The sequence below is a fragment of the Ralstonia sp. R-29 genome (genome assembly GCF_049913345.1).
Lineage (GTDB): Bacteria > Pseudomonadota > Gammaproteobacteria > Burkholderiales > Burkholderiaceae > Ralstonia.
The window spans coordinates 1,731,185-1,754,702 of record NZ_CP184377.1 but is presented as its reverse complement, the minus strand read 5'-3'; the positions used below and the strand labels follow the sequence as shown (position 1 = coordinate 1,754,702).

19 protein-coding genes are annotated in these 23,518 nt (G+C 63.6%); 16 read left to right on the top strand and 3 right to left on the bottom strand.

Features of this window, described 5'->3' with window-relative positions:
- Position 1: 1 nt before the first annotated feature.
- From ligA to ACN9M1_RS08205, 3 genes are all read left to right on the top strand, one after another.
- A complete protein-coding gene (gene ligA / locus ACN9M1_RS08215; protein ID WP_426398718.1) occupies positions 2-2,425 on the top strand; it encodes an NAD-dependent DNA ligase LigA in 2,424 nt (807 codons plus the stop codon).
- A 16-nt stretch (positions 2,426-2,441) separates the two neighbouring features.
- Entirely contained in the window at positions 2,442-2,975 is a 534-nt protein-coding gene (def, locus tag ACN9M1_RS08210; protein WP_426398717.1) for a peptide deformylase, read from the top strand.
- 90 nt (positions 2,976-3,065) lie between these two features.
- Positions 3,066-4,193 carry an alpha/beta fold hydrolase gene (locus tag ACN9M1_RS08205; protein ID WP_426398716.1) on the top strand — a complete coding sequence of 376 codons (1,128 nt, stop codon included), beginning with the start codon at positions 3,066-3,068 and terminating at the stop codon, positions 4,191-4,193.
- A 74-nt stretch (positions 4,194-4,267) separates the two neighbouring features.
- On the opposite strand, the gene ACN9M1_RS08200 is transcribed toward ACN9M1_RS08205, so the two are convergent.
- From ACN9M1_RS08200 to map, 3 genes are all read right to left on the bottom strand, one after another.
- The gene (locus ACN9M1_RS08200) at positions 4,268-6,310 is read right to left on the bottom strand and encodes a pseudouridine synthase (RefSeq protein ID WP_426398715.1); all 2,043 of its coding nucleotides are present in this window, start codon (positions 6,308-6,310) and stop codon (positions 4,268-4,270) included.
- A 54-nt stretch (positions 6,311-6,364) separates the two neighbouring features.
- Positions 6,365-8,959 (bottom strand): [protein-PII] uridylyltransferase, encoded by a 2,595-nt coding sequence (locus tag ACN9M1_RS08195; RefSeq protein ID WP_426398714.1) that lies wholly within the window; start codon positions 8,957-8,959, stop codon positions 6,365-6,367.
- Positions 8,960-9,054: 95 nt separating this feature from the next.
- Positions 9,055-9,879, bottom strand: coding sequence for a type I methionyl aminopeptidase (gene map / locus ACN9M1_RS08190; RefSeq protein ID WP_426398713.1), 825 nt, complete (start codon positions 9,877-9,879; stop codon positions 9,055-9,057).
- A 317-nt stretch (positions 9,880-10,196) separates the two neighbouring features.
- Here map and rpsB point away from each other — a divergent pair, with 317 nt between their 5' ends.
- The 13 genes from rpsB to lpxA all read left to right on the top strand — a co-directional run bounded on the left by rpsB (position 10,197) and on the right by lpxA (position 23,515).
- Complete coding sequence (gene rpsB / locus ACN9M1_RS08185) at positions 10,197-10,940, top strand: 30S ribosomal protein S2 (protein WP_426398712.1); 744 nt, start codon at positions 10,197-10,199, stop codon at positions 10,938-10,940.
- Positions 10,941-11,213: 273 nt separating this feature from the next.
- Positions 11,214-12,104, top strand: a complete 891-nt coding sequence (tsf, locus tag ACN9M1_RS08180) for a translation elongation factor Ts (RefSeq protein WP_426398711.1) — start codon at positions 11,214-11,216, stop codon at positions 12,102-12,104.
- A gap of 290 nt (positions 12,105-12,394) precedes the next feature.
- Complete coding sequence (gene pyrH, locus ACN9M1_RS08175) at positions 12,395-13,105, top strand: UMP kinase (protein WP_009238238.1); 711 nt, start codon at positions 12,395-12,397, stop codon at positions 13,103-13,105.
- A 165-nt stretch (positions 13,106-13,270) separates the two neighbouring features.
- A complete protein-coding gene (gene frr / locus ACN9M1_RS08170) occupies positions 13,271-13,831 on the top strand; it encodes a ribosome recycling factor (protein WP_410937997.1) in 561 nt (186 codons plus the stop codon).
- A gap of 50 nt (positions 13,832-13,881) precedes the next feature.
- Complete coding sequence (uppS, locus tag ACN9M1_RS08165; protein ID WP_426398710.1) at positions 13,882-14,658, top strand: polyprenyl diphosphate synthase; 777 nt, start codon at positions 13,882-13,884, stop codon at positions 14,656-14,658.
- A 3-nt stretch (positions 14,659-14,661) separates the two neighbouring features.
- Complete coding sequence (locus tag ACN9M1_RS08160) at positions 14,662-15,480, top strand: phosphatidate cytidylyltransferase (protein WP_426398709.1); 819 nt, start codon at positions 14,662-14,664, stop codon at positions 15,478-15,480.
- An 11-nt stretch (positions 15,481-15,491) separates the two neighbouring features.
- Entirely contained in the window at positions 15,492-16,682 is a 1,191-nt protein-coding gene (gene ispC, locus ACN9M1_RS08155; RefSeq protein WP_426398708.1) for a 1-deoxy-D-xylulose-5-phosphate reductoisomerase, read from the top strand.
- Between the two features lie 88 nt (positions 16,683-16,770).
- Complete coding sequence (rseP, locus tag ACN9M1_RS08150) at positions 16,771-18,159, top strand: RIP metalloprotease RseP (RefSeq protein WP_426398707.1); 1,389 nt, start codon at positions 16,771-16,773, stop codon at positions 18,157-18,159.
- Between the two features lie 117 nt (positions 18,160-18,276).
- Positions 18,277-20,571, top strand: a complete 2,295-nt coding sequence (gene bamA, locus ACN9M1_RS08145) for an outer membrane protein assembly factor BamA (protein ID WP_426398706.1) — start codon at positions 18,277-18,279, stop codon at positions 20,569-20,571.
- Positions 20,571-21,119: an OmpH family outer membrane protein gene (locus ACN9M1_RS08140; protein WP_426398705.1), complete on the top strand. Its 549-nt coding sequence runs from the start codon at positions 20,571-20,573 to the stop codon at positions 21,117-21,119. The genes bamA and ACN9M1_RS08140 overlap by 1 nt, the downstream gene beginning before the upstream one ends.
- A 10-nt stretch (positions 21,120-21,129) precedes the next feature.
- Positions 21,130-22,203, top strand: coding sequence for a UDP-3-O-(3-hydroxymyristoyl)glucosamine N-acyltransferase (gene lpxD, locus ACN9M1_RS08135; protein WP_426398704.1), 1,074 nt, complete (start codon positions 21,130-21,132; stop codon positions 22,201-22,203).
- Positions 22,200-22,703, top strand: coding sequence for a 3-hydroxyacyl-ACP dehydratase FabZ (gene fabZ / locus ACN9M1_RS08130; protein ID WP_426398703.1), 504 nt, complete (start codon positions 22,200-22,202; stop codon positions 22,701-22,703). The genes lpxD and fabZ overlap by 4 nt, the downstream gene beginning before the upstream one ends.
- Positions 22,700-23,515, top strand: coding sequence for an acyl-ACP--UDP-N-acetylglucosamine O-acyltransferase (lpxA, locus tag ACN9M1_RS08125; protein ID WP_426398702.1), 816 nt, complete (start codon positions 22,700-22,702; stop codon positions 23,513-23,515). Before fabZ ends, lpxA begins: the two co-directional genes overlap by 4 nt.
- The last annotated feature ends 3 nt before the right edge of the window (positions 23,516-23,518 follow it).

Here is a 23,518-nt window from a genome sequence, read left to right as displayed (position 1 = left end):
CATGAGCAAGACTGCTGAACCCGCGTCCGGTACGACACCCGAGACGCGGGCAGCGTGGTTGCGTGCCACGCTGAACCGCTACGCCCACGAGTACTACGTGCTCGACCAGCCCAGCGTGCCCGATGCGGAATACGACCGGCTCTATCGCGAGCTGGAGGCGCTGGAAGCCGAACACCCCCAACTGAAGACGCCCGATTCGCCCACGCATCGCGTGGGTGGGGCGATCCTGCCCGAGTTCGCGCCGGTCAGGCACGTGGTGCCGATGCTGTCGATCCGCACTGAGACCGACACCACGCCCAATGGCGCACGCGCCTTCGATGCAAGCGTGCGTCGTGAATTGGGCCTCGATGATTCCGACCCGGCCGTCGAATACGCAGCCGAGCTGAAGTTCGATGGCCTCGCCATCAACCTGCGCTACGAGGGCGGCTACCTTGTGCAGGCCGCCACGCGCGGCGACGGCACCACGGGCGAAGACGTCACGCAGAACATCCGCACCATCCGCCAGATTCCGCTGGGGCTTTCGCCGGTCAACGGTGAGGTGCCCGATGTGCTGGAGGTGCGCGGCGAGGTCTACATGCGCCGCGACGATTTTGAAAAGCTCAACGCCCGCCAGCGCGAGCGCGGCGACAAGACGTTCGTCAATCCGCGCAATACGGCAGCCGGTGCTGTCCGCCAGCTCGACCCGAAGATGGCCGCGGAGCGCCCGCTGTCGTTTTTCGCCTATGGCCTGGGCGAGGTGGTGGGCTGGAAGCGGATGCCCGAGACCCATTCCGGCTTGCTCGATGCACTGCAGGATTTCGGCTTTCCGGTCAGCAAGGAACGTGCGGCGGTGAAGGGCGGCGATGGCTTGGTTGAGTTTCACGCCGCCATCGGCGCCAAGCGCGACAGCCTGCCGTTCGATATCGACGGCGTGGTCTACAAAGTCAATTCGCTGGCATTGCAGCGCGAGCTGGGTTTCCGCACGCGCGAGCCGCGCTGGGCGGTGGCACACAAGTACCCGGCGCAGGAAGCGCTGACCACCGTCGAGGCCATCGACGTGCAGGTGGGCCGTACGGGTGCCATTACGCCGGTGGCGCGGCTGGTGCCGGTGTTTGTTGGCGGCGTGACGGTCACCAACGCGACGCTGCATAACGAAGACGAAGTCCGCCGCAAGGATGTGCGCGTGGGCGATACCGTGATCGTGCGCCGCGCCGGTGACGTGATCCCCGAGGTGGTGAGCGTGGTGCTGGAGCGTCGCCCGATGGTGGAGCAGCCCGGCCGCGATCTTTTTCACGCGGAACAGGTGCCCGCGCACGGTCCGTATCTGTTGCCGAAGATGTGCCCGGTGTGCGGTTCGCATGTGGTGCGCGAAGAGGGCGAGGCGGTGGCGCGGTGCTCGGGCGGGCTGTTCTGCTCGGCGCAGCGCAAGGAGGCGATCCGCCACTTTGCCGGCCGCCGCATGATGGACATCGAAGGCCTGGGTGAGCGCTATATCGACAACCTGGTCGAGCTGGATTACGTGCACGGCATTGCCGACCTGTACAAGCTCACGCTCGACGATTTCTTGGAAATGAAGCGTCGCGCGGACGAGCGTGACGGAGTGACTCCAGAGACGGTCGCCGCCGGCAAGATCGCCACCAAGTGGGCCGAAAACCTGCTGGAGGGCATCCACGCCAGCAAGACGCCGCCGCTGGCGCGCTTCCTGTTTGCGTTGGGCATCCGGCACGTGGGTGAATCGACTGCCAAGACGTTGGCCGACTGGCTGGGCAGCTTGGCAGTCATTCGTCGTGCGCCGGCGCCGCTGCTGTTGGCGCTGCCGGATGTCGGTGCCATCGTCGCCGAGGCCATCGCCGACTTCTTTGCCGAGCCGAAGAACCAGCAGGCGCTGGATGCGCTGCTCGAAGCCGGCGTTGTGCCGCAGGGCGAGCACGCACCGAATGCCAAGCTGCGCGAAAAGCTGGAGCCCGCCGAGTTGTATGCCACGCTGGGCGTGCCCAAGCTGACGGCCACACGCGCCAAGCAACTGGCCGTGGTGGCGCCCACGCTCAATCAACTGGCGAGTGTGCAGAGCGAACAGTTGGCGGGTCTGCCTGCAGATGTGTCGGCATCGCTGCTCGAATGGCTGGATGCGCACGACCACCGCGCGCAGCTCGCCAAACTCGATGCCCTACGCGAGGAACTGCTCGCCACCATGCCTGCTGAAGCAGCAGAAGACGGTGTGCTGTCCGGCAAGACCGTCGTGCTGACCGGCACGCTCCCCACGCTGACGCGCGACGAAGCCAAAGCGATGCTGGAGGCAGCGGGCGCCAAGGTGTCCGGCTCGGTTTCGAAGAAAACCGACTACGTCGTTGCTGGCGAAGAGGCCGGCAGTAAGCTCGCCAAGGCTGAAGAACTGGGCGTGAAGGTTCTGGACGAAGCGGGTATGCTCGCGCTGTTACAAAAATAGCCAGGAGGAGACGGGCGTGATTCGAAACATTCTCAAGATGGGCGACAGCCGCCTGTTGCGCGTGGCCAAACGGGTGGAACGCTTCAATACGCCCGAGCTGACGGCGCTGATCGAAGACCTGTTCGACACCATGGATGCCGCGCGCGGCGCCGGCCTGGCCGCTCCACAGATCGGCGTGGACCTGCAGGTGGTGATCTTCGGGTTCGACCGCAATGAGCGCTATCCGGATGCGCCGGCTGTGCCCAAGACCGTGCTGATCAATCCCACCATCGAGCCGCTTTCCGACGACATGGAAGAGGGCTGGGAGGGCTGCCTCTCGGTGCCCGGCCTGCGGGGCGTGGTGCCGCGCTATACGCGTTTGCGCTACACCGGTTTCGATCAGCACGGCCACGCCATCGACCGTATTGCCGAGGGCTTCCACGCCCGCGTTGTGCAGCATGAATGCGACCACCTGCAAGGCGTGCTGTACCCCATGCGCGTGAAGGATTTCACCCGTTTCGGCTTTACCGAAGTGCTGTTCCCGGAATTGCCCGCCAACTACGACGACTGATCGTCGAAGCCACAACAACAAGCGGGAGCGCTGCACTCGCGGGGGCGGGTGGGCGCCGGGTGGGCGTGTTCCACCTCCCACGGAGACGATATGAAGCGCGATGGTTTGATGAGCTGGCGCCGGCTGGCCTTGGGTGTGGCAATGACAGCGATGCTCGGGTTGGCTGCGTGCGCGGGCCCGCAAGCGCCGGACACAGCGGCCACGAGCACGGTCGCCGAGAAGCCCCAAGGCTCTGCCTGGCAACGCGTGCATCTGGGCAGCGATGCCGCCTACGATTTCCCCGTCTACGCCAACCATCCGCTTGATGGCGACCTGACGCACATCCGCGAGGTCGTGTTCGTGCAGCACGGCCTGCAGCGCAACGGCAACGACTACTACGCTGCCGGCGCCGATCTGCTCAAGGCCAGCGGGCGCAATCCGGATGAGGTCCTGCTTGTCGCCCCGAACTTCCCCGGCACGCCCGATGAGGGCAAGGGCTTTGACGGCATGCCAGTGTGGTCGGTCGATGGCTGGATTGGCGGTTTCAACGCGACCAACCCGCCATACACCGGGCTGAGTTCGCTCAAGGTGCTCGACGATCTGCTGACCTACGTGACCGACCCGGCGCGCGCGCCCAACGTCAAGCGTGTCACCGTGGCGGGCCACTCAGGCGGCGGCCAGATCGTGCAGCGCTACGCGGTGCTCAACAACGTGGACGAGGTCATCCGCAAGCGCGGCATTGACCTGAACTACGTGGTTGCCAATCCCTCGTCGTATCTCTACTTCACGCCCGAACGTCCGAATGGGCCGCAAGGCAAGGGCTTTGCACGGTACAGCACGGACGTCTGCCCGGACTACGATCACTACAAGTACGGCATGGTCGATATGGTTCCGTATGCCGTGGGCAAGAGCGGCAAGCAACTGTTCAACCGCTATTCGCAGCGCCACGTGACCTACCTGGTGGGCACAGACGACAACGACCCGAACCACCGCGTGCTCGACAAACTCTGCGGTGCCGAGGCCGAAGGCCCGACGCGTCTGGATCGTGCGCGCAACTACTGGCGCTATGAGCACCATCTGGCGGGTCGCAAGCGCGTCAATCACCATGCACACGAGGTGGTGGGCGTGGGGCACGATCAGGCGAAGATGTTCGGCTCGCGATGCGGCGCGCAGGCGGTGTTCGGCATGCCAGCGTCGTCCAACACCAGCGGGGCTGCCTGCCAAGCACCGCGCCTTTGAAGCCAGGGTGCGGACGTAAAAAAACCGGTCAGCGCGCAATACGCTGACCGGTTTTTCTTTGGCGGCGACCGGACTCAGAACTTCTCGAACGGCCCCAGGAAACGCCACTGCCCAACCGGCAGGTCACCCAGCACGATACTGCCCATGCGGATGCGCTTGAGGCCCACCACTTCAAGCCCCACCTGCTCACACATACGGCGGATCTGACGCTTCTTGCCCTCGCGCAGCACGAAGCGCAGTTGCTCCTCGTTCTGCCAGCTCACCTTCGCGGGCTTCAGTTCCTCGCCGTCGAGCGACAGGCCAAAGCGCAGCTTCTCGATCAACTCTTCCGGGAAGACCTTGGAGATGTCGTGCTCGACCCGGCCTTCCGGCGAGTCCCACACCACGCGCACCAAGTATTCCTTCTCCACCGTCGAATCCTCGCCGATCAGGTGGCGCGCCACGCGGCCGTCTTGCGTCAACACCAGCAGGCCGGTGGAATCGATGTCCAGTCGGCCGGCCGGTGCCAACGCCTTGCGCTGCCACGGCGCAAAGCGCTTACGCGTCGGGTCGCCTTCCCATTGGTTCTCCGGCACGAACAGCGCGGCGGCCGGCTGATAGCCGTCTTCCGCTTGGCCAGACACATAGCCGACCGGCTTGTGCAGCAGCACGGTCACACGCTCGCCCTGTTCGGAACGCGCCGCCTGGTGAATCTCGATGATGGCATCCGGGCGCACGCGCGAGCCCAGCTCGGTGACGGGCTCACCGTCCACGATCACCCAGCCGCGTGGAATCCACTCATCGGCCTCGCGGCGCGAGCACAGACCCAACTCCGACATGCGCTTGGACAAGCGAACCAGTCCGGCCGATTCGGCTTCCGGCGTCGGGCGCGGAGCGCGCTCTTCAGCCTGACGCGGTGCACGTTCCTCGCGCTCGGGGCGCGGTGGACGGGGCGGCCGATCCTCAAAGCGGCGCGGCGGGCGATCGTTGTCAAAGCGACGCGGTGCACGATCGTCGCCATAGCGACGGGGGCGTTGCTCATCGTCGAATCGGCGCGGAGGGCGCTGATCGTCGCTGTAACGGCGTGGGCGTTGTTCGTCATCAAAGCGACGAGGCGGACGCTGATCGCCGTCACGGCGCTGGCCGCGTTGGTCGTCGCCATAACGGCGCGGACGGTCTTCGTCAAACCGGCGCGGAGGCTGATCGTTGTCGAATCGACGGGGCGGACGTTGCTCGTCGTTGAACCGGCGCGGCGGACGATCATCGTCAAAACGGCGCGGCGGACGATCTTCGAAGCGACGCGGCGGGCGTTCGTCATCGAAACGTCGGGGTGGGCGTTGATCGTCGTTGAACCGGCGCGGCGGACGCTCATCGTCAGAACGGCGCGGCGGGCGGTCTTCGAAGCGACGCGGCGGGCGTTCGTCATCGAAACGTCGGGGTGGGCGTTGCTCATCGTTGAACCGGCGCGGCGGACGCTCATCGTCAAAGCGGCGCGGTGGGCGGTCTTCGAAGCGACGCGGTGGGCGTTCGTCGTCGAATCGACGGGGTGGGCGTTCGTCGTCGAATCGACGGGGTGGGCGTTGCTCATCGTTGAACCGGCGCGGCGGACGCTCATCGTCGGAGCGACGCGGCGGACGGTCTTCGAATCGACGCGGCGGGCGTTCGTCATCGAAACGCCTAGGTGGGCGTTGGTCGTCGAATCGACGGGGTGGGCGTTGCTCATCGTTGAACCGGCGCGGCGGACGCTCATCGTCAGAGCGGCGCGGCGGGCGATCTTCGAAGCGACGCGGCGGACGTTCGTCATCGAAGCGTCGCGGTGGGCGGTCGCCTTGCATGCGGCGCGGCTTGGCATCGCGCGGCGGCTGGCCATCGTTATCGCGGCGGGGCTGGCGCGGCGGCTTCCCAGCGCCTTCTTCCGGCTTGGGGCGGCGTTGCGAAGGACGCAGCGGCAGGCGGTCGCGGTTCAGGTCGGACGCGCGCAGGGGCTTGCCGGTGGAACGCACGGTGTTGCCCTCGTCGTCGCGGCGCACGCCGAGTGTGGTGCGCTTGCCGGGGCGGGTCGCACGTTGAGTCGGGTCAGTGCGGCGCTTGTCGTTGTCGTCCGGATTGCCCGGAAAATCGTCGGAATCGGTAGTCATGAATCTAGACCGGTAAGGTTGGGGCCTGCTCTCATATGAGAACAGGCCCTGTGCTCAAATGGCGAGCGCATCCAGCAACTCGCTTTCCAGCGCGAGCTGCAGTTTGTTGTCCTGGGTCAGGCGGGTGCCGTCGACCAGGAAGATGTCTTCCACACGCTCACCGAGCGTGTTGATGCGGGCGGTGTGCACCGATACGCGATGGTGCGCAAGCACACGGGCAATGGCGTACAGCAGGCCAGTGCGGTCCGTGGCGGAGATCGATAGCAGGTAGTACTGGCCGCGCTCGTCGGGGCGCAGGTCCACGCGCGGCTTGATCGGGAAGCTGCGCGACTGGCGCGAGATGCGTCCGCGCGGCGGTTCGGGCAGGGCGGTCTCGCGCGAAATCTGCTCCGCGAGTTCGTGCTCGACCAGCGTGATGATGTCGCGGTAGCGGCCGGGCTCCACCAGCCCGGTACCCGGGTCGGCCACCTGGAAGGTGTCGAGCGCGTAGCCGTGCTTGGTGGTGTGGATCTTAGCGTCGAGAATGGTCAGGCTCTTGCGCTCGAAGTACCCGCAGATGCGCGCGAAGAGGTCCGGCCGGTCCGGCGAATACACCGCCACCTGCAGCCCTTCGCCCACCGGCGAAATGCGCGCCCGCACGATGGGGGCGTCGGTGTTGACGCGGTTATAGAAATGCCGTGTGAACCAAGCGATGTCACTCGCACCATGGCGAATGAACACGCCCACGTCGAGCTGCTTCCACAGGGCCTCATACGAGGCATCGTCCAGTGTGGCCAGACGCAGCAATGCGCGCGCTTTCTCCTTGCGGCCCTCCAGCACGGCGTGCGGGTCGGTCGTGGCGCCGCCCAGGGCGCGCAACGTCATGCGGTACAGGTCTTCCAGCAGCTTGCCCTTCCAGGCGTTCCACACTTTGGGGCTGGTGCCACGAATGTCGGCCACCGTCAGCAGATACAAGGCGGTCAGGCGCCGTTCGCTGCCGACCAACTCCGCAAAATTGCGGATGACGTCTGGGTCGCCCACATCCTGCTTCTGCGCGACCTGGCTCATCGTCAGGTGGTGCTCGACCAGCCAGACGATCAGGTCGGTATCTTCCTTGGCAATGCCGTGTTCCTTGCAGAAGCGCCGCGCATCAGACATGCCGAGCACGGAGTGGTCCCCGCCGCGACCCTTGGCGATGTCATGGAACAGCGCAGCCACGGTCAGCACCCATGGCTTGTCGAAGTTCGCCATCAACTGGCTGCAGAACGGAAACTCGTGCGTGTGTTCGACGATGGCGAAGCGGCGAATATTGCGCACCACCATCAGGATGTGCTGGTCGACGGTATAGACGTGAAACAGGTCGTGCTGCATCTGGCCAACGATGCGCCGGAAGTTGACCAAGTAGCGGCCCAGCACGCTGGTCTGGTTCATCAGCCGCAGCGCGTGCGTGATGCCCTGCGGCTGTTGCAGGATCGTCAGGAACAGCGCCCGATTGGCCGGGTCCTGGCGCCATTTGGCGTCCATCAGCGTGCGGGCGTTGTAGAGCGCGCGCAGCGTGCTGGCTGACAGCCCCTTGATGCCGCGCGTCTGCTCATACAGCAGGAAGGTTTCCAGAATGGCCGACGGCTCACGCTGATACAGGTCGGGGTCGGCAATCTCGAGCATGCCTTGCCGTTCGACAAAGCGCTCGTTGATCTTGCGCGTGATGCCCAGCTCGGTCGGGAACAGCCGCGCCTCGATGTTCTGCAACACAACGGTGTTGAGCTGCGTCACTGCCTTGGCCGCCCAGTAGTAGCGACGCATGATCTGTTCGCTTGCCCGCTTGGCGGTGGTCGGGCGGTAGCCGAAGGCCTCGGCCAATTGCGTCTGCAGGTCGAAGACAAGCACGTCCTGACGACGCCCCGCCAACAGATGCAGGCGCGCACGAATGGTCTTGAGCAGGCGCTCGTTGCTGGCCAGCTCCTGCGCTTCGCGGCGTGTCAGCAGCCCGCTGACGAGTAATTCGTTCCAGCTCGAGCCGAAGCCCGCCGCCTGCGTCATCCACAGAATCACCTGCAGGTCGCGCAGGCCGCCAGGGCTTTCCTTGCAATTCGGCTCGAGCGAATAGGGCGTGTCCTGATACTTCGCGTGCCGCTGACGCATTTCCAGCAGCTTGGACTGGAAGAAGTCTTCCGCATCGAGATGGCCCTGATAGTGCGTCTCGAACGTGCGGTACAGGCCTTCGTCACCAGTGAGCAGGCGCGCTTCCAGCAGCGACGTGCGCACCGTGACGTCCTGCTCGGCTTCCTTGATGCACTCGTCGACCGTGCGCACCGACGAGCCGATATCCAGCCCCATGTCCCAGCAGCGGCCGATGAAGGCTTCCAGGCGCGCCTGAAGGGCATCGGGCGCCTCGTCAGCGGTTTGCGGCAGGAGCAGCAGGATATCGACGTCGGAATAGGGGAACAGCTCACCACGCCCATAGCCGCCCACGGCGATCAGCGCGCAGTCTGCCGGCATCTGCTCGTCCTGCCAGAGCTGGACAAGCGCGCGATCCACCGCCCGCGCCAGCTTGGTCACCAACTGATGCGCATTGGCATGTTGGTCAAACTGCGCGAACAGGTGAGCACGCTCGGCCTTCAGGGCGTCGCGCGGGGAGATTTCGGCAGGGACGGCGGCAGCGGTGTGCATGAATGGAGCGTGAATGAAACAGCGACCGGCGCGGAAGTCCGGTCGCTGCAAAGATTGGCCGGGCGCGGCCGCTGCGGCGCGCCCGCGGCGTTCGATCAGGCCGTGGCGGGGGTGCCTTCGCGCACGAACTCCGGCGGCGGAGGCGTCAGCGCCGACACGGTCAGCACTTCATAGCCGGTTTCCGTCACCAGGATCGTGTGTTCCCACTGCGCCGAGAGGCTGCGATCGCGCGTCTTGACGGTCCACTGGTCAGGCATCGTGCGGATGTCACGCTTGCCGGCGTTGATCATCGGCTCGATCGTGAAGATCATGCCCGCCTTGAGTTCCATGCCCGTGCCCGGACGACCGTAATGCAGGATCTGCGGATCTTCGTGGAAGACCTTGCCGATGCCGTGGCCGCAGTATTCGCGCACCACGCTATAGCCGGCGCCTTCCGCATGCTGCTGGATCACGTGGCCGATGTCGCCCAAACGTGCGCCCGGGCGCACCGCGGCAATGCCCTTCCACATGCATTCGAACGTCACCTGCGTCAGGCGCTTGGCCAGAATCGAGCCCTCGCCGACGATGAAGGTACGGCTGGTGTCGCCGTAATAGCCTTCCTTGGTGATGACGGTGATGTCCAGGTTGACGATATCGCCGTTCTTGAGTGCCTTGTCGCCCGGAATGCCATGGCAGATGACTTCATTAACCGATGTGCAGATCGAGGCGGGGAAGGGTGGGTAGCCGGGCGGCGCGTAATTGAGCGGCGCTGGCACGGTGCCCTGCACATCACGCATATAGGCGTGGCACAGCTGGTCAAGCTTGCCGGTGGTCACGCCCGGCTTCACAAACGGCGTGATGTAATCCAGGACTTCGGACGCAAGCCGGCAGGCCACGCGCATCTGCGCAATGTCTTCGGCGGTGTGAATGGTAACGGCCATGCTGTGACGTTCTCTGCACGCAAGCGCGCAAGGCGTTGCGTTGTGGCTAAAGCATGAATTATCGCACCAAAGCGAGCCGGCCGGGGCTCTCGGGCGCCCAGTGGGGGTCTTGCCGATGCGGGCAGGCAATCTGCCGAAGGTCTTGAGTTGATTGGGTTTTTGCCGCTATAATCGCTGGCTAAGCACTTGCTGGCCGTGTGGCTGGCAGTGCTTGAAATCGCGAGCCGCTTCACCGCGGGTGCCTTTCGTGTCAGATGCGGTATCGCATGCGAGGGGTGTCTGGGGCGGCTTCAGACCTAACCCGACTGGAGAATTTCATGTCCGTGACCATGCGCGAAATGCTGGAAGCCGGTGTCCACTTTGGCCACCAAACCCGCTTCTGGAACCCCAAGATGGCCCCCTTCATTTTCGGCCATCGCAACAAGATTCACATCATCAACCTGGAAAAGACGCTGCCGATGTACCAGGACGCACTGAAGTATGTGCGCCAACTGGCAGCCAACCGGGGCACCATCCTGTTCGTCGGCACGAAGCGCCAATCGCGTGAGATCCTGGCTGAAGAAGCTGCTCGCGCAGGTATGCCGTTCGTCGACAGCCGCTGGCTCGGCGGCATGCTGACCAACTTCAAGACGGTCAAGACCTCAATCAAGCGCCTCAAGGACATGGAAGCCGCCAAGGAAGCCGGCGCGACCGAGACCATGAGCAAGAAGGAAGCGCTGATGTTCGAACGCGAAATGGACAAGCTGACCAAGTCCATCGGCGGTATCAAGGACATGGGCGGCATTCCGGACGCCATCTTCGTGGTGGACGTTGGTTACCACAAGATTGCTGTGACCGAAGCTGCCAAGCTGGGCATTCCGGTGATCGGCGTGGTTGACACGAACCACTCGCCGGAAGGCATTGACTACGTCATCCCGGGTAACGACGACTCGAGCAAGGCTGTTGCACTGTACGTGCGCGGCGTGGCCGACGCGATCCTGGAAGGCCGTGCCAACGCGGTTCAGGAGGTCGTGGAAGCCGCTCGCGGCGGCGACGACTTCGTCGAAGTCCAAGAAGGCTAAATCACAAGAAGGCGCGCGCCCGCCGCATTGCCGAGCGGGAAGCGCGTCAGGCCATGTCGATGATGCATTGCAAACGCGTTGCATCAAAGGTGAGGGCCAGACAGGGGCGCGTAACAAACGCCCCTTTTTTTTAATTTGTCATGCGGATGTCCCACGCGCGTCGTATCTCGTGGGGCGGCCGGATGGAAACCGGACGACAGGCCGGCGCGAAGCGAAGACGCAAAGACCGTTTCAGCGCGCGACCGGACGACGATCTGAAACAAGGAGCATGAAATGGCGGCAATTACCGCAAGCATGGTGGCAGAACTGCGCGCAAAGACCGACGCGCCGATGATGGAATGCAAGAAGGCCCTGACGGAAGCTGAAGGCAACCTGGAAAAGGCCGAAGAAATCCTGCGTGTGAAGCTGGGCAACAAGGCAGGTAAGGCTGCCTCGCGCATCACCGCTGAAGGCGTGGTGGCGGCTGCCGTCGAAGGCACCACTGGCGCGCTGGTCGAGATCAACTGCGAAACCGACTTCGTCTCGAAGAACGATTCGTTCCTGGCCTTTGCCAACTCGGTGGCTGCACTGGTTGCCAAGAACAAACCGGCTGACGTTGCCGCTGTCGGCGCGCTGCCGCTGTCGCAAGACGGCTTCGGTCCGACCGTTGAAGACGTGCGCGTGGGCCTGATCGGCAAGATCGGCGAGAACATGACGATCCGCCGCTTCCAGCGTTTCGATGGCACCCAGCTGACTTCGTACCTGCACGGCGCCCGCATCGGCGTGATGGTGGCATTCGAAGGTGACGAAGTTGCAGCTAAGGATGCTGCCATGCAGGTTGCTGCCATGAAGCCGGTGTCGCTGTCGGCTGACGATGTGCCGGCCGATCTGGTCGCCAAGGAGCGCAGCGTTGCCGAGCAGAAGGCTGCCGAGTCGGGCAAGCCCGCTGAAATCGTCGCCAAGATGGTGGAAGGCAGCGTGCAGAAGTACCTGAAGGAAGTTTCGCTGCTGAACCAGCCGTTCGTGAAGAACGACAAGCAGACCGTTGAGCAGATGCTCAAGGCCGCCAACACGACCGTGAAGGCGTTCACGCTGTACGTGGTGGGCGAGGGCATCGAGAAGAAGCAAGACGACTTCGCTGCTGAAGTGGCTGCCCAAGTGGCTGCCGCCAAGCAACAGGCGTAATGCTGCACCGATTGCTTCCGATGGCGAGTCGATCCGCCCACCAGGGCTGGCCAACGAGGCCGGCTGGGCAACTTCTCTCCATCGGCGCGATCGTATAATGCCGAACAGACAGGGCACCGCAAGGTGCCCTGTTTGCAGGTGCAGCCTGCTTGCGCGGGCGCCGATCGGTGACTGTGACCGGACGGCTTCCGCGCAAGAAGGTTGCGGGATGGGCGAACTCCGTTTCGCCCGCCGCGACTGTCATTTCCCCCTTCCTGTTTCCCGTACCAGGAATCGTCACGAGGATCTCCATGCCTGCCTACAAGCGCGTTCTACTCAAACTTTCCGGCGAAGCCCTGATGGGCGACGATGCTTTCGGCATCAACCGCAGCACCATCGAAGGGATGGTCAACGACATCGCTGAAATCGTGAAGCTGGGCGTGCAAGTGGCAGTGGTGATCGGTGGCGGCAACATCTTCCGCGGTGTCGCGGGCGGCGCTGCCGGTATGGATCGCGCCACGGCCGACTACATGGGCATGCTGGCCACCATGATGAACGCGCTGGCCCTGCAGGACGCCATGCGCCACGCCAACCTCGAAGGCCGCGTGCAATCGGCGCTGCGCCTGGACCAAGTGGTCGAGCCGTACATCCGACCGCGCGCCATCCGCCAGTTGGAAGAGGGCAAGATCGTGATCTTCGCGGCCGGCACCGGCAACCCGTTCTTCACCACCGACACGGCCGCCGCGCTGCGCGGCTCGGAAATCGGCGCCGAGATCGTGCTGAAGGCCACCAAGGTCGACGGTGTCTACACCGCTGATCCGAAGAAAGATCCGAGCGCCACCCGCTACACCACCATCACGTTCGACGAGGCCATCTCGCGCAATCTGCAAGTGATGGACGCGACCGCCTTCGCGCTGTGCCGCGACCAGAAGCTGCCGATCAAGGTGTTTTCGATCCAGAAGCCGGGTGCGCTCAAGCGCGTCATCCTGGGTGAGGACGAGGGCACGCTGGTGCACGTCTGAGGCGGCCCGAGCGCCTGTTTCACCCGAGGCCGCTAAGTCAACGCAAATGGCGTTGGCGTGCGGCTTCCATGTAAAATCGCCTATTGTCTTTTTGGTCTTGCCGCTGCCCTGTGTCCAATTCCGGGGCGCATGTCTGGCAGGCCGCCGTTATCGTTCGGAGGAAGTATGAGCGTCGCCGATGTTAAGAAGAATACCGAGCAGAAGATGCAAAAGTCGATCGAGGCTCTCAAGACGGATCTCGCCAAGATCCGTACTGGCCGTGCCCACACCGGCCTGCTCGATCATGTGCAAGTCGACTACTACGGCTCGATGGTGCCCATTAGCCAAGTCGCCAACGTGACGCTGGTGGATGCGCGTACGATCGGCGTGCAGCCGTGGGAAAAGAAGATGGTGCAAGCCGTCGAGAAGGCTATCCGTGAAGCCGATCTCGGCTTGAACCCCGCCACCATGGGCGACATCATCCGCGTGCCGACGCCCGCGCTGACCGAAGAGCGCCGCAAGGAGCTGACGAAAGTCGTGAAGGGCGAGGGCGAAGATGCCAAGGTCGCCGTGCGCAACCTGCGCCGCGATGCCAACGAACAGCTCAAGAAGCTGGTCAAGGACAAGGCCATCTCGGAAGACGACGAGCGCCGTGGCGGTGACGAAGTCCAGAAGCTGACCGACAAGTTTGTCGCCGAGATCGACAAGCTCGTCGCCGAGAAAGACAAGGAAATCATGACGGTGTAAGGCCGTCTCCTGCCACGCGTGCTCTGCGCGCGCGGTGGGAAGCTCGATTCATGCATATCAGCTCCACACTGGCGGTGCCAGACACCGCCGACACGCCGCGCCACGTCGCCATCATCATGGACGGCAATGGCCGTTGGGCAACCGAGCGCCATCTGCCGCGCGTTGCGGGGCACAGCCGTGGCCTCGATGCCGTGCGCGCAACGGTCGAGGCCGCAGCGCGCCGCGGCGTCGGTTATCTGACGCTGTTTGCGTTCAGCTCCGAGAATTGGCGTCGCCCCGCCGAAGAAGTCACCTTCCTGATGAAGCTGTTCATGACGGCGCTGCGCCGCGAGGTGAGCAAGCTGCATGAGAACGGCATCCGCGTGCGCGTGGTGGGCGATCTGTCGGCATTCAGCCCGCGCATCCAGTTGCTGATTCGTGAGGCCGAGGCCAAAACCGCCAGCAACCCAGGCCTGACGGTCACCATCCTCGCCAACTACGGCGGCCGGTGGGACATTCTCCAGGCCATGCGTGCCCTGGTGGCAGCGCAGCCGGGTATTGCACCTGAGGCGATCACCGAGGAGATGCTTGCGCCGTATATGGCGCTGGCCTATGCGCCGGAGCCTGACCTCTTTATCCGCACCGGTGGCGAGCAGCGCATCAGCAACTTTCTGCTCTGGCAACTCGCCTATTCCGAGTTGTACTTCACCGATCGCTACTGGCCGGATTTTGATGCCGCCGAACTCGATCGCGCCTTCGCCTGGTATCGCAACCGCGAGCGCCGTTTTGGCCGCACCAGTGCGCAGCTCGATCCGGGTATTCCCCCCGTGCTGTCCGCTGGAGCCTGACACATGCTGCTGACTCGCGTCATTACCGCTGTCTGCCTGCTGATTGTCATCCTGCCCATTCTGTTCTTCGCGCCGCCCGCCGGCCTGGTCGGGCTGGTGATGGTGTTTGCTGCGCTCGCTGCCTGGGAGTGGGGCCGGCTTGTGCGCTTGCCCGGCTGGTGGGGCCCGGTTGTCTATGCTGTCGTCGCCGTGTTGTTGACGATTGCTTGGCACGACATGCCGGCGCGTGGCGATGTCCGCCCGTTGTTCTATTTGGCTGTGATCGCGTGGGTCGTCGCCTGGGGACTGCTGGCTGGTGGCGTGCGCGAGCTTAGCCCTGCGCGACGGGCGATCTTCGCGCTACTGGGCTGGATCATGCTGCCCGCGTTCGTGCACGCCGTGAGCGTGCTGCGCGCACAGGGCATCGCCTTTCTGCTGTCGGTGGCGGTGTTAGTGTGGGCGGCTGATGTGGGCGCGTATTTCGTTGGCAAGGCGATCGGTCGTCGTAAGCTGGCGCCGACCATCAGCCCGGGCAAGTCTTGGGAAGGCGCGATCGGGGGGGCTGTGCTGGTGGCGGTGATCGCAACGGTGGCGGGCGTGACGCACTGGTTTGCGCCGACGTGGTTTTCGCACGAGTTCGATCAGCGTGGGGCGGGCGTCGCCTTGGTGCTGACCATCCTGTTGGTGGCCGCGAGCGTTGGCGGCGATTTGTTTGAATCGTTGCTCAAGCGCCAAGTCGGCATGAAAGACAGCAGTCGCTTGCTGCCCGGTCACGGTGGTGTGCTCGACCGCATTGATGCGTTGCTGCCGGTGTTCCCGTTGGCCGCGCTGCTGATTTCCTGAGGCGTCTGAACATGATGCGTTTGACCGTTCTTGGCGCCACCGGCTCCATTGGCGACAGCACGCTCGACGTCGTGCGCCGCCATCCCGACAAGTACCGCGTGTTCGCGCTCACCGCCAACGCGCAGGCCGACAAGCTGGCCAAGCTATGCCGAGAGTTTCGTCCCCAGATGGCCGTGCTCGGTTCTGAGGCTGGTGCCGACGCGTTGCGGGAGCATCTGGGTGCCGATGCCGCTGGCATCGAAATCCGCTTCGGCGCCGAGGCCCTGGAAGAAGCTGCATCCCACTCTGATTGCGACGCGGTGATGGCGGCCATCGTCGGGGCGGCGGGCTTGCGTCCGACGCTCGCCGCGGTGCGCGCTGGTAAGCGCGTGTTGCTGGCCAACAAGGAAGCACTGGTGATGTCCGGTGCGCTCTTCATGGAGGCGGTCCGCCGCCACGGTGCGACCGTGTTGCCCGTCGATAGCGAGCACAACGCTATCTTTCAGAGCCTGCCGCAGCAATCCCCGCAGTTCGGGCGCGGCGTGTCGCGCATCGTCCTGACGGCCTCTGGTGGCCCGTTCCGTACGCGCGATGTCGAAACGTTAGTCGACGTTACGCCCGATCAAGCCTGCGCGCATCCGAACTGGGTCATGGGACGCAAGATCTCGGTCGACTCCGCCACCATGATGAACAAGGGGCTGGAGGTGATTGAGGCGTTCTGGTTGTTCGGCGTGCCTGTCGAACACCTCGAAGTGCTGATTCACCCGCAGAGTGTGATTCATTCGATGGTCGGCTACGACGACGGCTCGGTGCTGGCGCAACTCGGCAACCCCGACATGCGCACGCCGATCGCGTACGGGCTGGCTTACCCCGAGCGGATCGACGCAGGTGTGCCGCTACTGGATCTGGCAGCAACCGGCACCCTGACATTTGAGGCGCCCGATCTGCGTCGCTTCCCGTGCTTGGCGCTGGCGTTCGACGCCCTGCGTGCTGGCGGTACAGCACCTGCTGTATTGAACGCCGCCAACGAAGTCGCGGTCGAAGCGTTTTTGCAGCGCCGCATCCGCTTTACCGACATTGCCGCCGTGGTCGGCGATACGCTGGCGCGCACCTCCATTGTGCCGGCCGATTCGCTTGATACGGTTTTTGCGGCAGATGCTGCAGCGCGCAATCAGGCCGAGCGCTATATCGCCACGGCGTGCTTGCCGTTGTCTGCTGCGTAAAAAAGCGGCTCATCAGAGCAAGCGGGTAACATAGCGCGTTCGCGCGGCAGTGTCCGCGCGTACCCTTCAGTGCATCCGGAGAAGGTTCTTGCAGACCGTTTTAGCGTTTGTCTTTGCGCTCGCCGTATTGATCGTCATTCACGAACTGGGGCACTACAGCGTCGCCCGCCTGTGCGGCGTGAAAGTGCTGCGGTTCTCCGTCGGCTTCGGCAAGGTGCTGTTCCGCCGGGTCGGCCGTGGCCCCGACCATACCGAGTGGACCATTTGCGCCATCCCGCTGGGTGGTTACGTCAAGATGTTGGGCGAGGGCGCGCGCGACCCCGAAAAAGACCCGCCGATTCTCCCCGAAGACCTGCCACGCACGTTTGATCACCAGCCGGTCTACAAGCGATTCGCCATCGTGGCTGCTGGGCCGATCGCCAACTTCCTGCTGGCCATCGCGCTGTACGCCGTGCTGGCGTGGGTGGGGGCGGTGGAGCCACTGCCCATCCTCGGTGCGCCGCCACCGGGCAGTATCGCCGCGCAGGCCGATCTCCGGGCCCACGATCGTGTGGTCGCCATCGGCACTGAAAGCGAAGCGCCCGTGCCGGTGCGAGGCTGGAACGAGGTGCGTATGCGTCTGTACTCGGCCGGCATTGGTGGTCACGATGCGCTTGTCCAGGTGCGTGGCACCGATGGGGCCGAGCGTACCGTCCGTCTGCAAGGCCTGCCGAGCGCCGCGCGTACGCCGCAAGCCGACGTGATCGACCAGATCGGCCTGCGCCTGCTGGGTGGCCCGGTGACCATTGTCGACGTCCTGCCCAATAGCGCCGCCGCACGCGCGGGCTTGCATGCCGGCGATCAGATCGTGCGCTTTGCGGGCCAGCCGGCGGACCAGGCGATGGATCTCATCCGCCAGATTCGCGCCATGCCGGAGCAGAACGCCTCGATTGACCTCTTGCGCAACGGCGAGCCGCTGACGCTGCCCGTCCGCCCGGATGCCGACACCGACGCCAAGAACCCGAACGGCCCCAAGATCGGCAAGCTCGGTGCGCAACTCAATCAAAAGGTCGAAACGGCACTGATTCGTGATGAACCAGGCGCCGCGCTGGTGCATGCCGTGCACGAGGTCTGGCAGACGTCGATGCTGTCGCTGCAGGTGCTGGGCAAGATGATCGTGGGGCAGGCGTCGCTGCAGAATCTGAGCGGCCCGATTACGGTGGCCGACTTTGCTGGCAAAGCGGCGAGCCTTGGCTGGCAGCCGTTTGTGGGCTTTCTCGCGTTGATCAGCGTCAGCCTTGGTGTCCTGAACTTGTTACCCGTTCCGGTATTGGATGGGGGGCATTTGCTGTATTATTGCGTGGAATTTTTAACAGGCCGACCCGTGCCGGAATCCTGGCAAGCAGTACTTCAAAAGATCGGCGTCGCCTGTATTCTGCTTCTCACTTCGCTCGCCTTGTACAACGATTTGAGTCGGTTGTTTCTGACTCGAGGCTAGGCCGTATTTAAAGCTGCATCGGCAAGTCGCATCGTTGCCCACAGCGTGAGCGGGCAACCCAGGGTTTTGAAAACACTCGGAAGTGGATTCCAACCGGATCCAATTTAGGGGATTAGATTGATCAGACAACATCGCTTCCCGCTCAGCGTGCTGGCGGCTTCCGTTCTGACCGTGACTGCCGGTCAGGCTCATGCAGTGGAGCCGTTCGTCGTGAAGGACATTCGCGTGGAGGGGGTACAGCGCGTCGAACCGGGTACCGTGTTCGGCTATCTGCCCGTGAAGGTGGGTGAGACCTTCACCGACGACAAGGGCGCCGAGTCCATCCGCGCGCTCTACAACACCGGCTTCTTCAAGGACGTGCAGATTCGTTCTGAAGGTAATGTGCTGGTGGTGCGCGTGGAAGAGCGTCCGGCCATCTCGCAGCTCGAGTTCATCGGCTTCAAGGAATTCGATAAGGAAGCACTGCGCCGCACGCTGCGCGGCGTGGGTGTGGCCGAAGCCCGCTACTACGACAAGTCGCTGATCGACCGCGCCGAGCAGGAAATCAAGCGCCAGTACGTTTCGCGCGGTTACTACGCCGCCGAGGTGTCGACGACGGTCACGCCGGTCGATGCCAACCGGGTGTCGATCACCTTCACGGTGGACGAAGGCCCGACCGCCAAGATTCGCCAGATCAACATCGTCGGCAACAAGGCCTTCAAGGAAGGCGATCTGCGCGACGAGATGCAGTTGTCCACGCCGAACTGGCTGTCCTGGTACACCAAGAACGATCTGTACTCCAAGCAGAAGCTGACGGCTGATCTGGAAGCGCTGCGCTCGTTCTATCTGGACCGCGGCTATCTGGAATTCGCCATCGAGTCGACCCAGGTTTCCATCACGCCGGACAAGAAGGACATCTACCTGACGCTGAACATCCACGAGGGTGAGCAGTACAAGGTGTCGGATATCAAGCTGACCGGCGAGCTGCTCGGCAAGCAGGCCGAGATGGAAAAGCTCATCAAGCTCAAGCAGGGCGATGTGTTCTCGTCGGCCAAGCTGTCGTCGACGACCAAGTCGATTACCGACCTGCTCGGCACGTATGGCTACGCATTTGCGACCATCAACCCGCAGCCGCAGATCGACCAGAAGAACCGCACGGTGGCGCTCACGTTGGTGGTCGACCCGGGTCGCCGCGTCTACGTGCGTCGCGTCAACGTGGTCGGCAACAGCAAGACCCGCGACGAAGTCGTGCGCCGCGAAATGCGCCAGATGGAAGCCTCGTGGTTCGATGGTGAAAAGCTGCAGCTTTCGCAGAACCGCATCAACCGCACGGGTTATTTCACCGACGCGAACATCACGACCGAAGATGTGCCGGGCACGTCTGACCAGGTCGATGTGAACGTCAACGTGACCGAAAAGCCGACCGGCCAGATCAACCTGGGCCTGGGCTTCTCGTCGACCGACAAGCTGGTGCTGTCGGCGGGTATCCGTCAGGACAACGTGTTCGGTTCGGGTACCAGCCTGGGTCTGGACGTGAACACGTCCAAGTCCAACCGTACGATCGCCGTCACACAGTACGACCCGTATTTCACGACCGACGGTATCAGCCGCTCGACCGAGCTGTACTACCGCACGTATCGCCCGCTGTACTACACGGGTGACCAGGACTACCGCGTGGTGCAGGAAGGCGGCAACCTGAAGTTCGGGGTGCCGTTCTCGGAAACCGACACGGTATTCTTCGGCCTCGGTTACGAGCGTACGTCGATCGATGTGACGAGCAATACGCCGCTGGCCTACCAGAACTGGGTTGCTAAGAACGGTCGCGTCACGAATAACTTCCCGTTCACGATCGGCTGGTCGAAGGACCAGCGTGACAGCGCACTGGTCCCGACCCGCGGGCGCTATCAGCAGGCCAACCTGGAAGTCGGCATGCCGGGCGGCGTGACGTACTACCGTGCGTACTACCAGCATCAGTGGTTCTATCCGCTGTCGAAGTCGTTCACGATGGCGTTCAACAACGAAATCGGTTACGGCCATGGCTACGGCAGCAAGGACTTCCCGATCTTCAAGAACTACTATGCCGGCGGTATCGGCTCGGTGCGCGGTTACGAAACCAGCACGCTGGGGCCGCGTGATGCCAATGGCGTGGCCATCGGCGGTGCCAGCAAGTTCATCGGCAACGTCGAATTTATCTTCCCGCTGCCGGGTTCGGGCGTCGACCGTACCGTCCGTCTGTTCACGTTCTTCGACTACGGCAACGTGTTCGCCGAAGGCCAGCCGTACAAGCTGGGCGACATGCGCTACTCGACCGGTTTCGGCCTGTCGTGGCTGTCGCCGATCGGTCCGCTGAAGATCAGCATGGGCTTCCCGATCAAGCGCAAGGCCGAAGACCAAACTCAACGCTTCCAGTTCCAGATCGGAACGGCATTCTAATGACCGCATTCATCATGAAAACCACGCGCATCACGTTGTCCCGCATGGGCGTGTCCGCTGCTTTTGCTGCAATCGCCATGGCCGTTGCAATGCCGGCCGTTGCCCAGGAAGCCCGCATTGCGGCGGTCAATTCTGAGCGCATCCTGCGCGACTCGCAGCCGGCCAAGGCCGCCCAGGCCAAGCTGGAAACCGAATTCGCCAAGCGCGATCGCGAGCTGCAGGACATGGCTGCCAAGCTCAAGTCCATGTCCGACAAGCTCGATAAGGACTCCGCCGTGCTGGCCGATTCGGACCGTACCCGCCGCCAGCGCGAGCTGTCCGATCTGGACCGCGATTTCCAGCGCAAGCAGCGTGAATTCCGCGAAGACCTGAACCAGCGCCGCAATGAAGAGCTGGCGCAAGTGCTGGAGCGCGCCAATCGCGTGATCCGCTCGATCGCCGAGCAACGCAAGTACGACCTGATCGTGCAAGAGGCCGTGTACGTGAACCCGCGCATCGACATCACCGACGAGGTGCTGAAGGCGCTCAATTCGCAATCGGCGAAATGAGGTTGTTTGCATGTCGTTTTCGCTTGGTGAACTTGCCGCGTCGCTCGGCGCGACCGTCCAGGGTGACGCTGGCCTGATCGTCAAGTCGATCGCGCCGCTCGACCAGGCCGGCGCAGATCAGCTCGCTTTTCTCTCGAATCCGCTGTACCTCAATCAGGCTGTGAGCTCCGGCGCGGGTGCGATCATCGTATCGCCCCGTGATCTGGAAACGCTCCAAGGCCAGGGCCACGTTGCTGGTCGTAACTGGCTGGTGGCAGCCAATCCGTATGCTGCATTCGCGCGTGTTGCCCAGCGCTTTGTTGCGCTGGCGGCGCGGCCTGTTGTGCCGGGCGTTCACCCGAGTGCCAGCGTGGGCGAAGACGCTGTGGTGCCGGCGTCCTGCTCGATCGGCCCGAATGTCACGATCGAATCGGGTGCCGTACTCGGTGAGCGCGTGCGCATTGCCGGCAATAGCTTTGTCGGCGCGGATGCCCGTATCGGCGACGACACGCTGCTCAATGCCAATGTTTCGATCTACCACGGCTGCGTCGTTGGCGCGCGCTGCATTTTGCACAGCGGCGTGGTGATCGGCGCGGACGGCTTCGGCTTTGCACCCGATTTCGGCCCGCAGGGCGGCGAGTGGGTAAAGATTCCGCAGACTGGCCGCGCCGTGATCGGAGACGACGTGGAGATTGGCGCGAACACCGCCATTGACCGTGGTGCGATGGCTGACACGGTGGTCGAGCAGGGCTGCAAGATCGACAATCAGGTGCAGATCGCGCACAACGTGCATGTTGGCGCCTATACCGTCATCGCAGGCTGTGCGGCCATTTCGGGCAGCACGAAGATCGGCCGCTACTGCATCATCGGCGGCGCGGCCAACTTTGCCGGCCACCTGACGATTGCCGATCGCGTGACGGTGTCCGGCGGCACGTCCATCACCAAATCCATTACCAAGCCCGGTGGCCATTTCACCAGCGTGTTCCCCTTCATGCCGCATGGCGATTGGGAACGCAACGCGGCCATCGTCCGAGGCCTGACGCGCATGCGCGAACGGTTGCAACAACTGGAACAGCAGGTCAAAGACCTGCGAAAAGAATCATGACCGAAGCAACGAATGCTACGAGCGCGACGACCAGCCTCGTCAGCGATTTCAACATCAAGAAGATTCTCGACCTGCTGCCGCATCGCTACCCGATGCTGCTGGTGGACCGCGTGGTGGAGCTGGAAGCTGGCAAGCGCATCAAGGCCATCAAGAACGTGACGTTCAACGAGCCGTTCTTCAACGGCCATTTCCCGGGTCATCCGGTGATGCCGGGTGTGCTGATCCTTGAGGCACTGGCGCAGACCGCCGCGTTGCTGACGTTTGGGGATCCGGATCACAAGCGCCAGGAAAACGATCTGTATCTGTTCACAGCCATCGACGGCGCGCGCTTCAAGCGCCAGGTGGTGCCGGGAGACCAGCTCTGCCTGCATGCCGAATTGCTGCGTGGCAAGCGCGGTTTCTGGAAATTCAAGGTGTTCGCCATGGTGGATGGTGAGCTGGCTGCCGAAGCGGAAATCATGTGCGCCATCATCAAGGACGAACCGAAGGGCGAGGCATGACGCAAGCACAGAAGATCCATCCGACCGCGCAGATCGATCCGAAGGCTGAACTGGATTCGAGCGTCGAGATCGGCGCGTTTACCGTCGTCGGTCCGAATGTGCGCATGGGCGCGGGCACGCGTGTGGGCCACCATACGGTGGTCGAGGGCTACACGACGCTGGGCCGCGACAACAGCATCGGCCACTTCGCGTCGGTGGGCGGGCGCCCACAGGACATGAAGTATCGCGACGAGCCGACGCAGCTGATCGTTGGCGATCGCAATACCATCCGCGAATTCACCACGATCCACACCGGCACCACACAGGATGCCGGCATCACGTCCATCGGTGATGACAACTGGATCATGGCCTACGTGCACATCGCACACGATTGCCGCGTGGGCAACCACACGGTGTTCTCGAGCAACGCGCAGATTGCCGGCCACGTGGAAGTGGGCGATTGGGCCATCCTGGGCGGTATGTCGGGCGTGCACCAGTTCGTCCGCATTGGCGCGCATGCCATGCTGGGCGGTGCTTCCGCGCTGGTGCAGGACGTGCCGCCGTTCGTGATCGCCGCGAGCGACAAGGGTGGCAACAAGGCCGCGCCGCACGGTATCAACGTGGAAGGCCTGCGCCGTCGCGGCTTTACGGCTGAGCAGATCACCGGTTTGCGCCAGGCCTACAAGCTGCTCTACAAGAGCGACCTGAGCTTCGACCAAGCCAAGGCGGAAATCGCTGCGCAGATCACGCAGGCTGACGACGCCCCGACCCGCGAGGTGCTCACCGCGTTCGCTGACTTCATCGCCGCCACCAAGCGCGGCATCGTGCGTTGAACC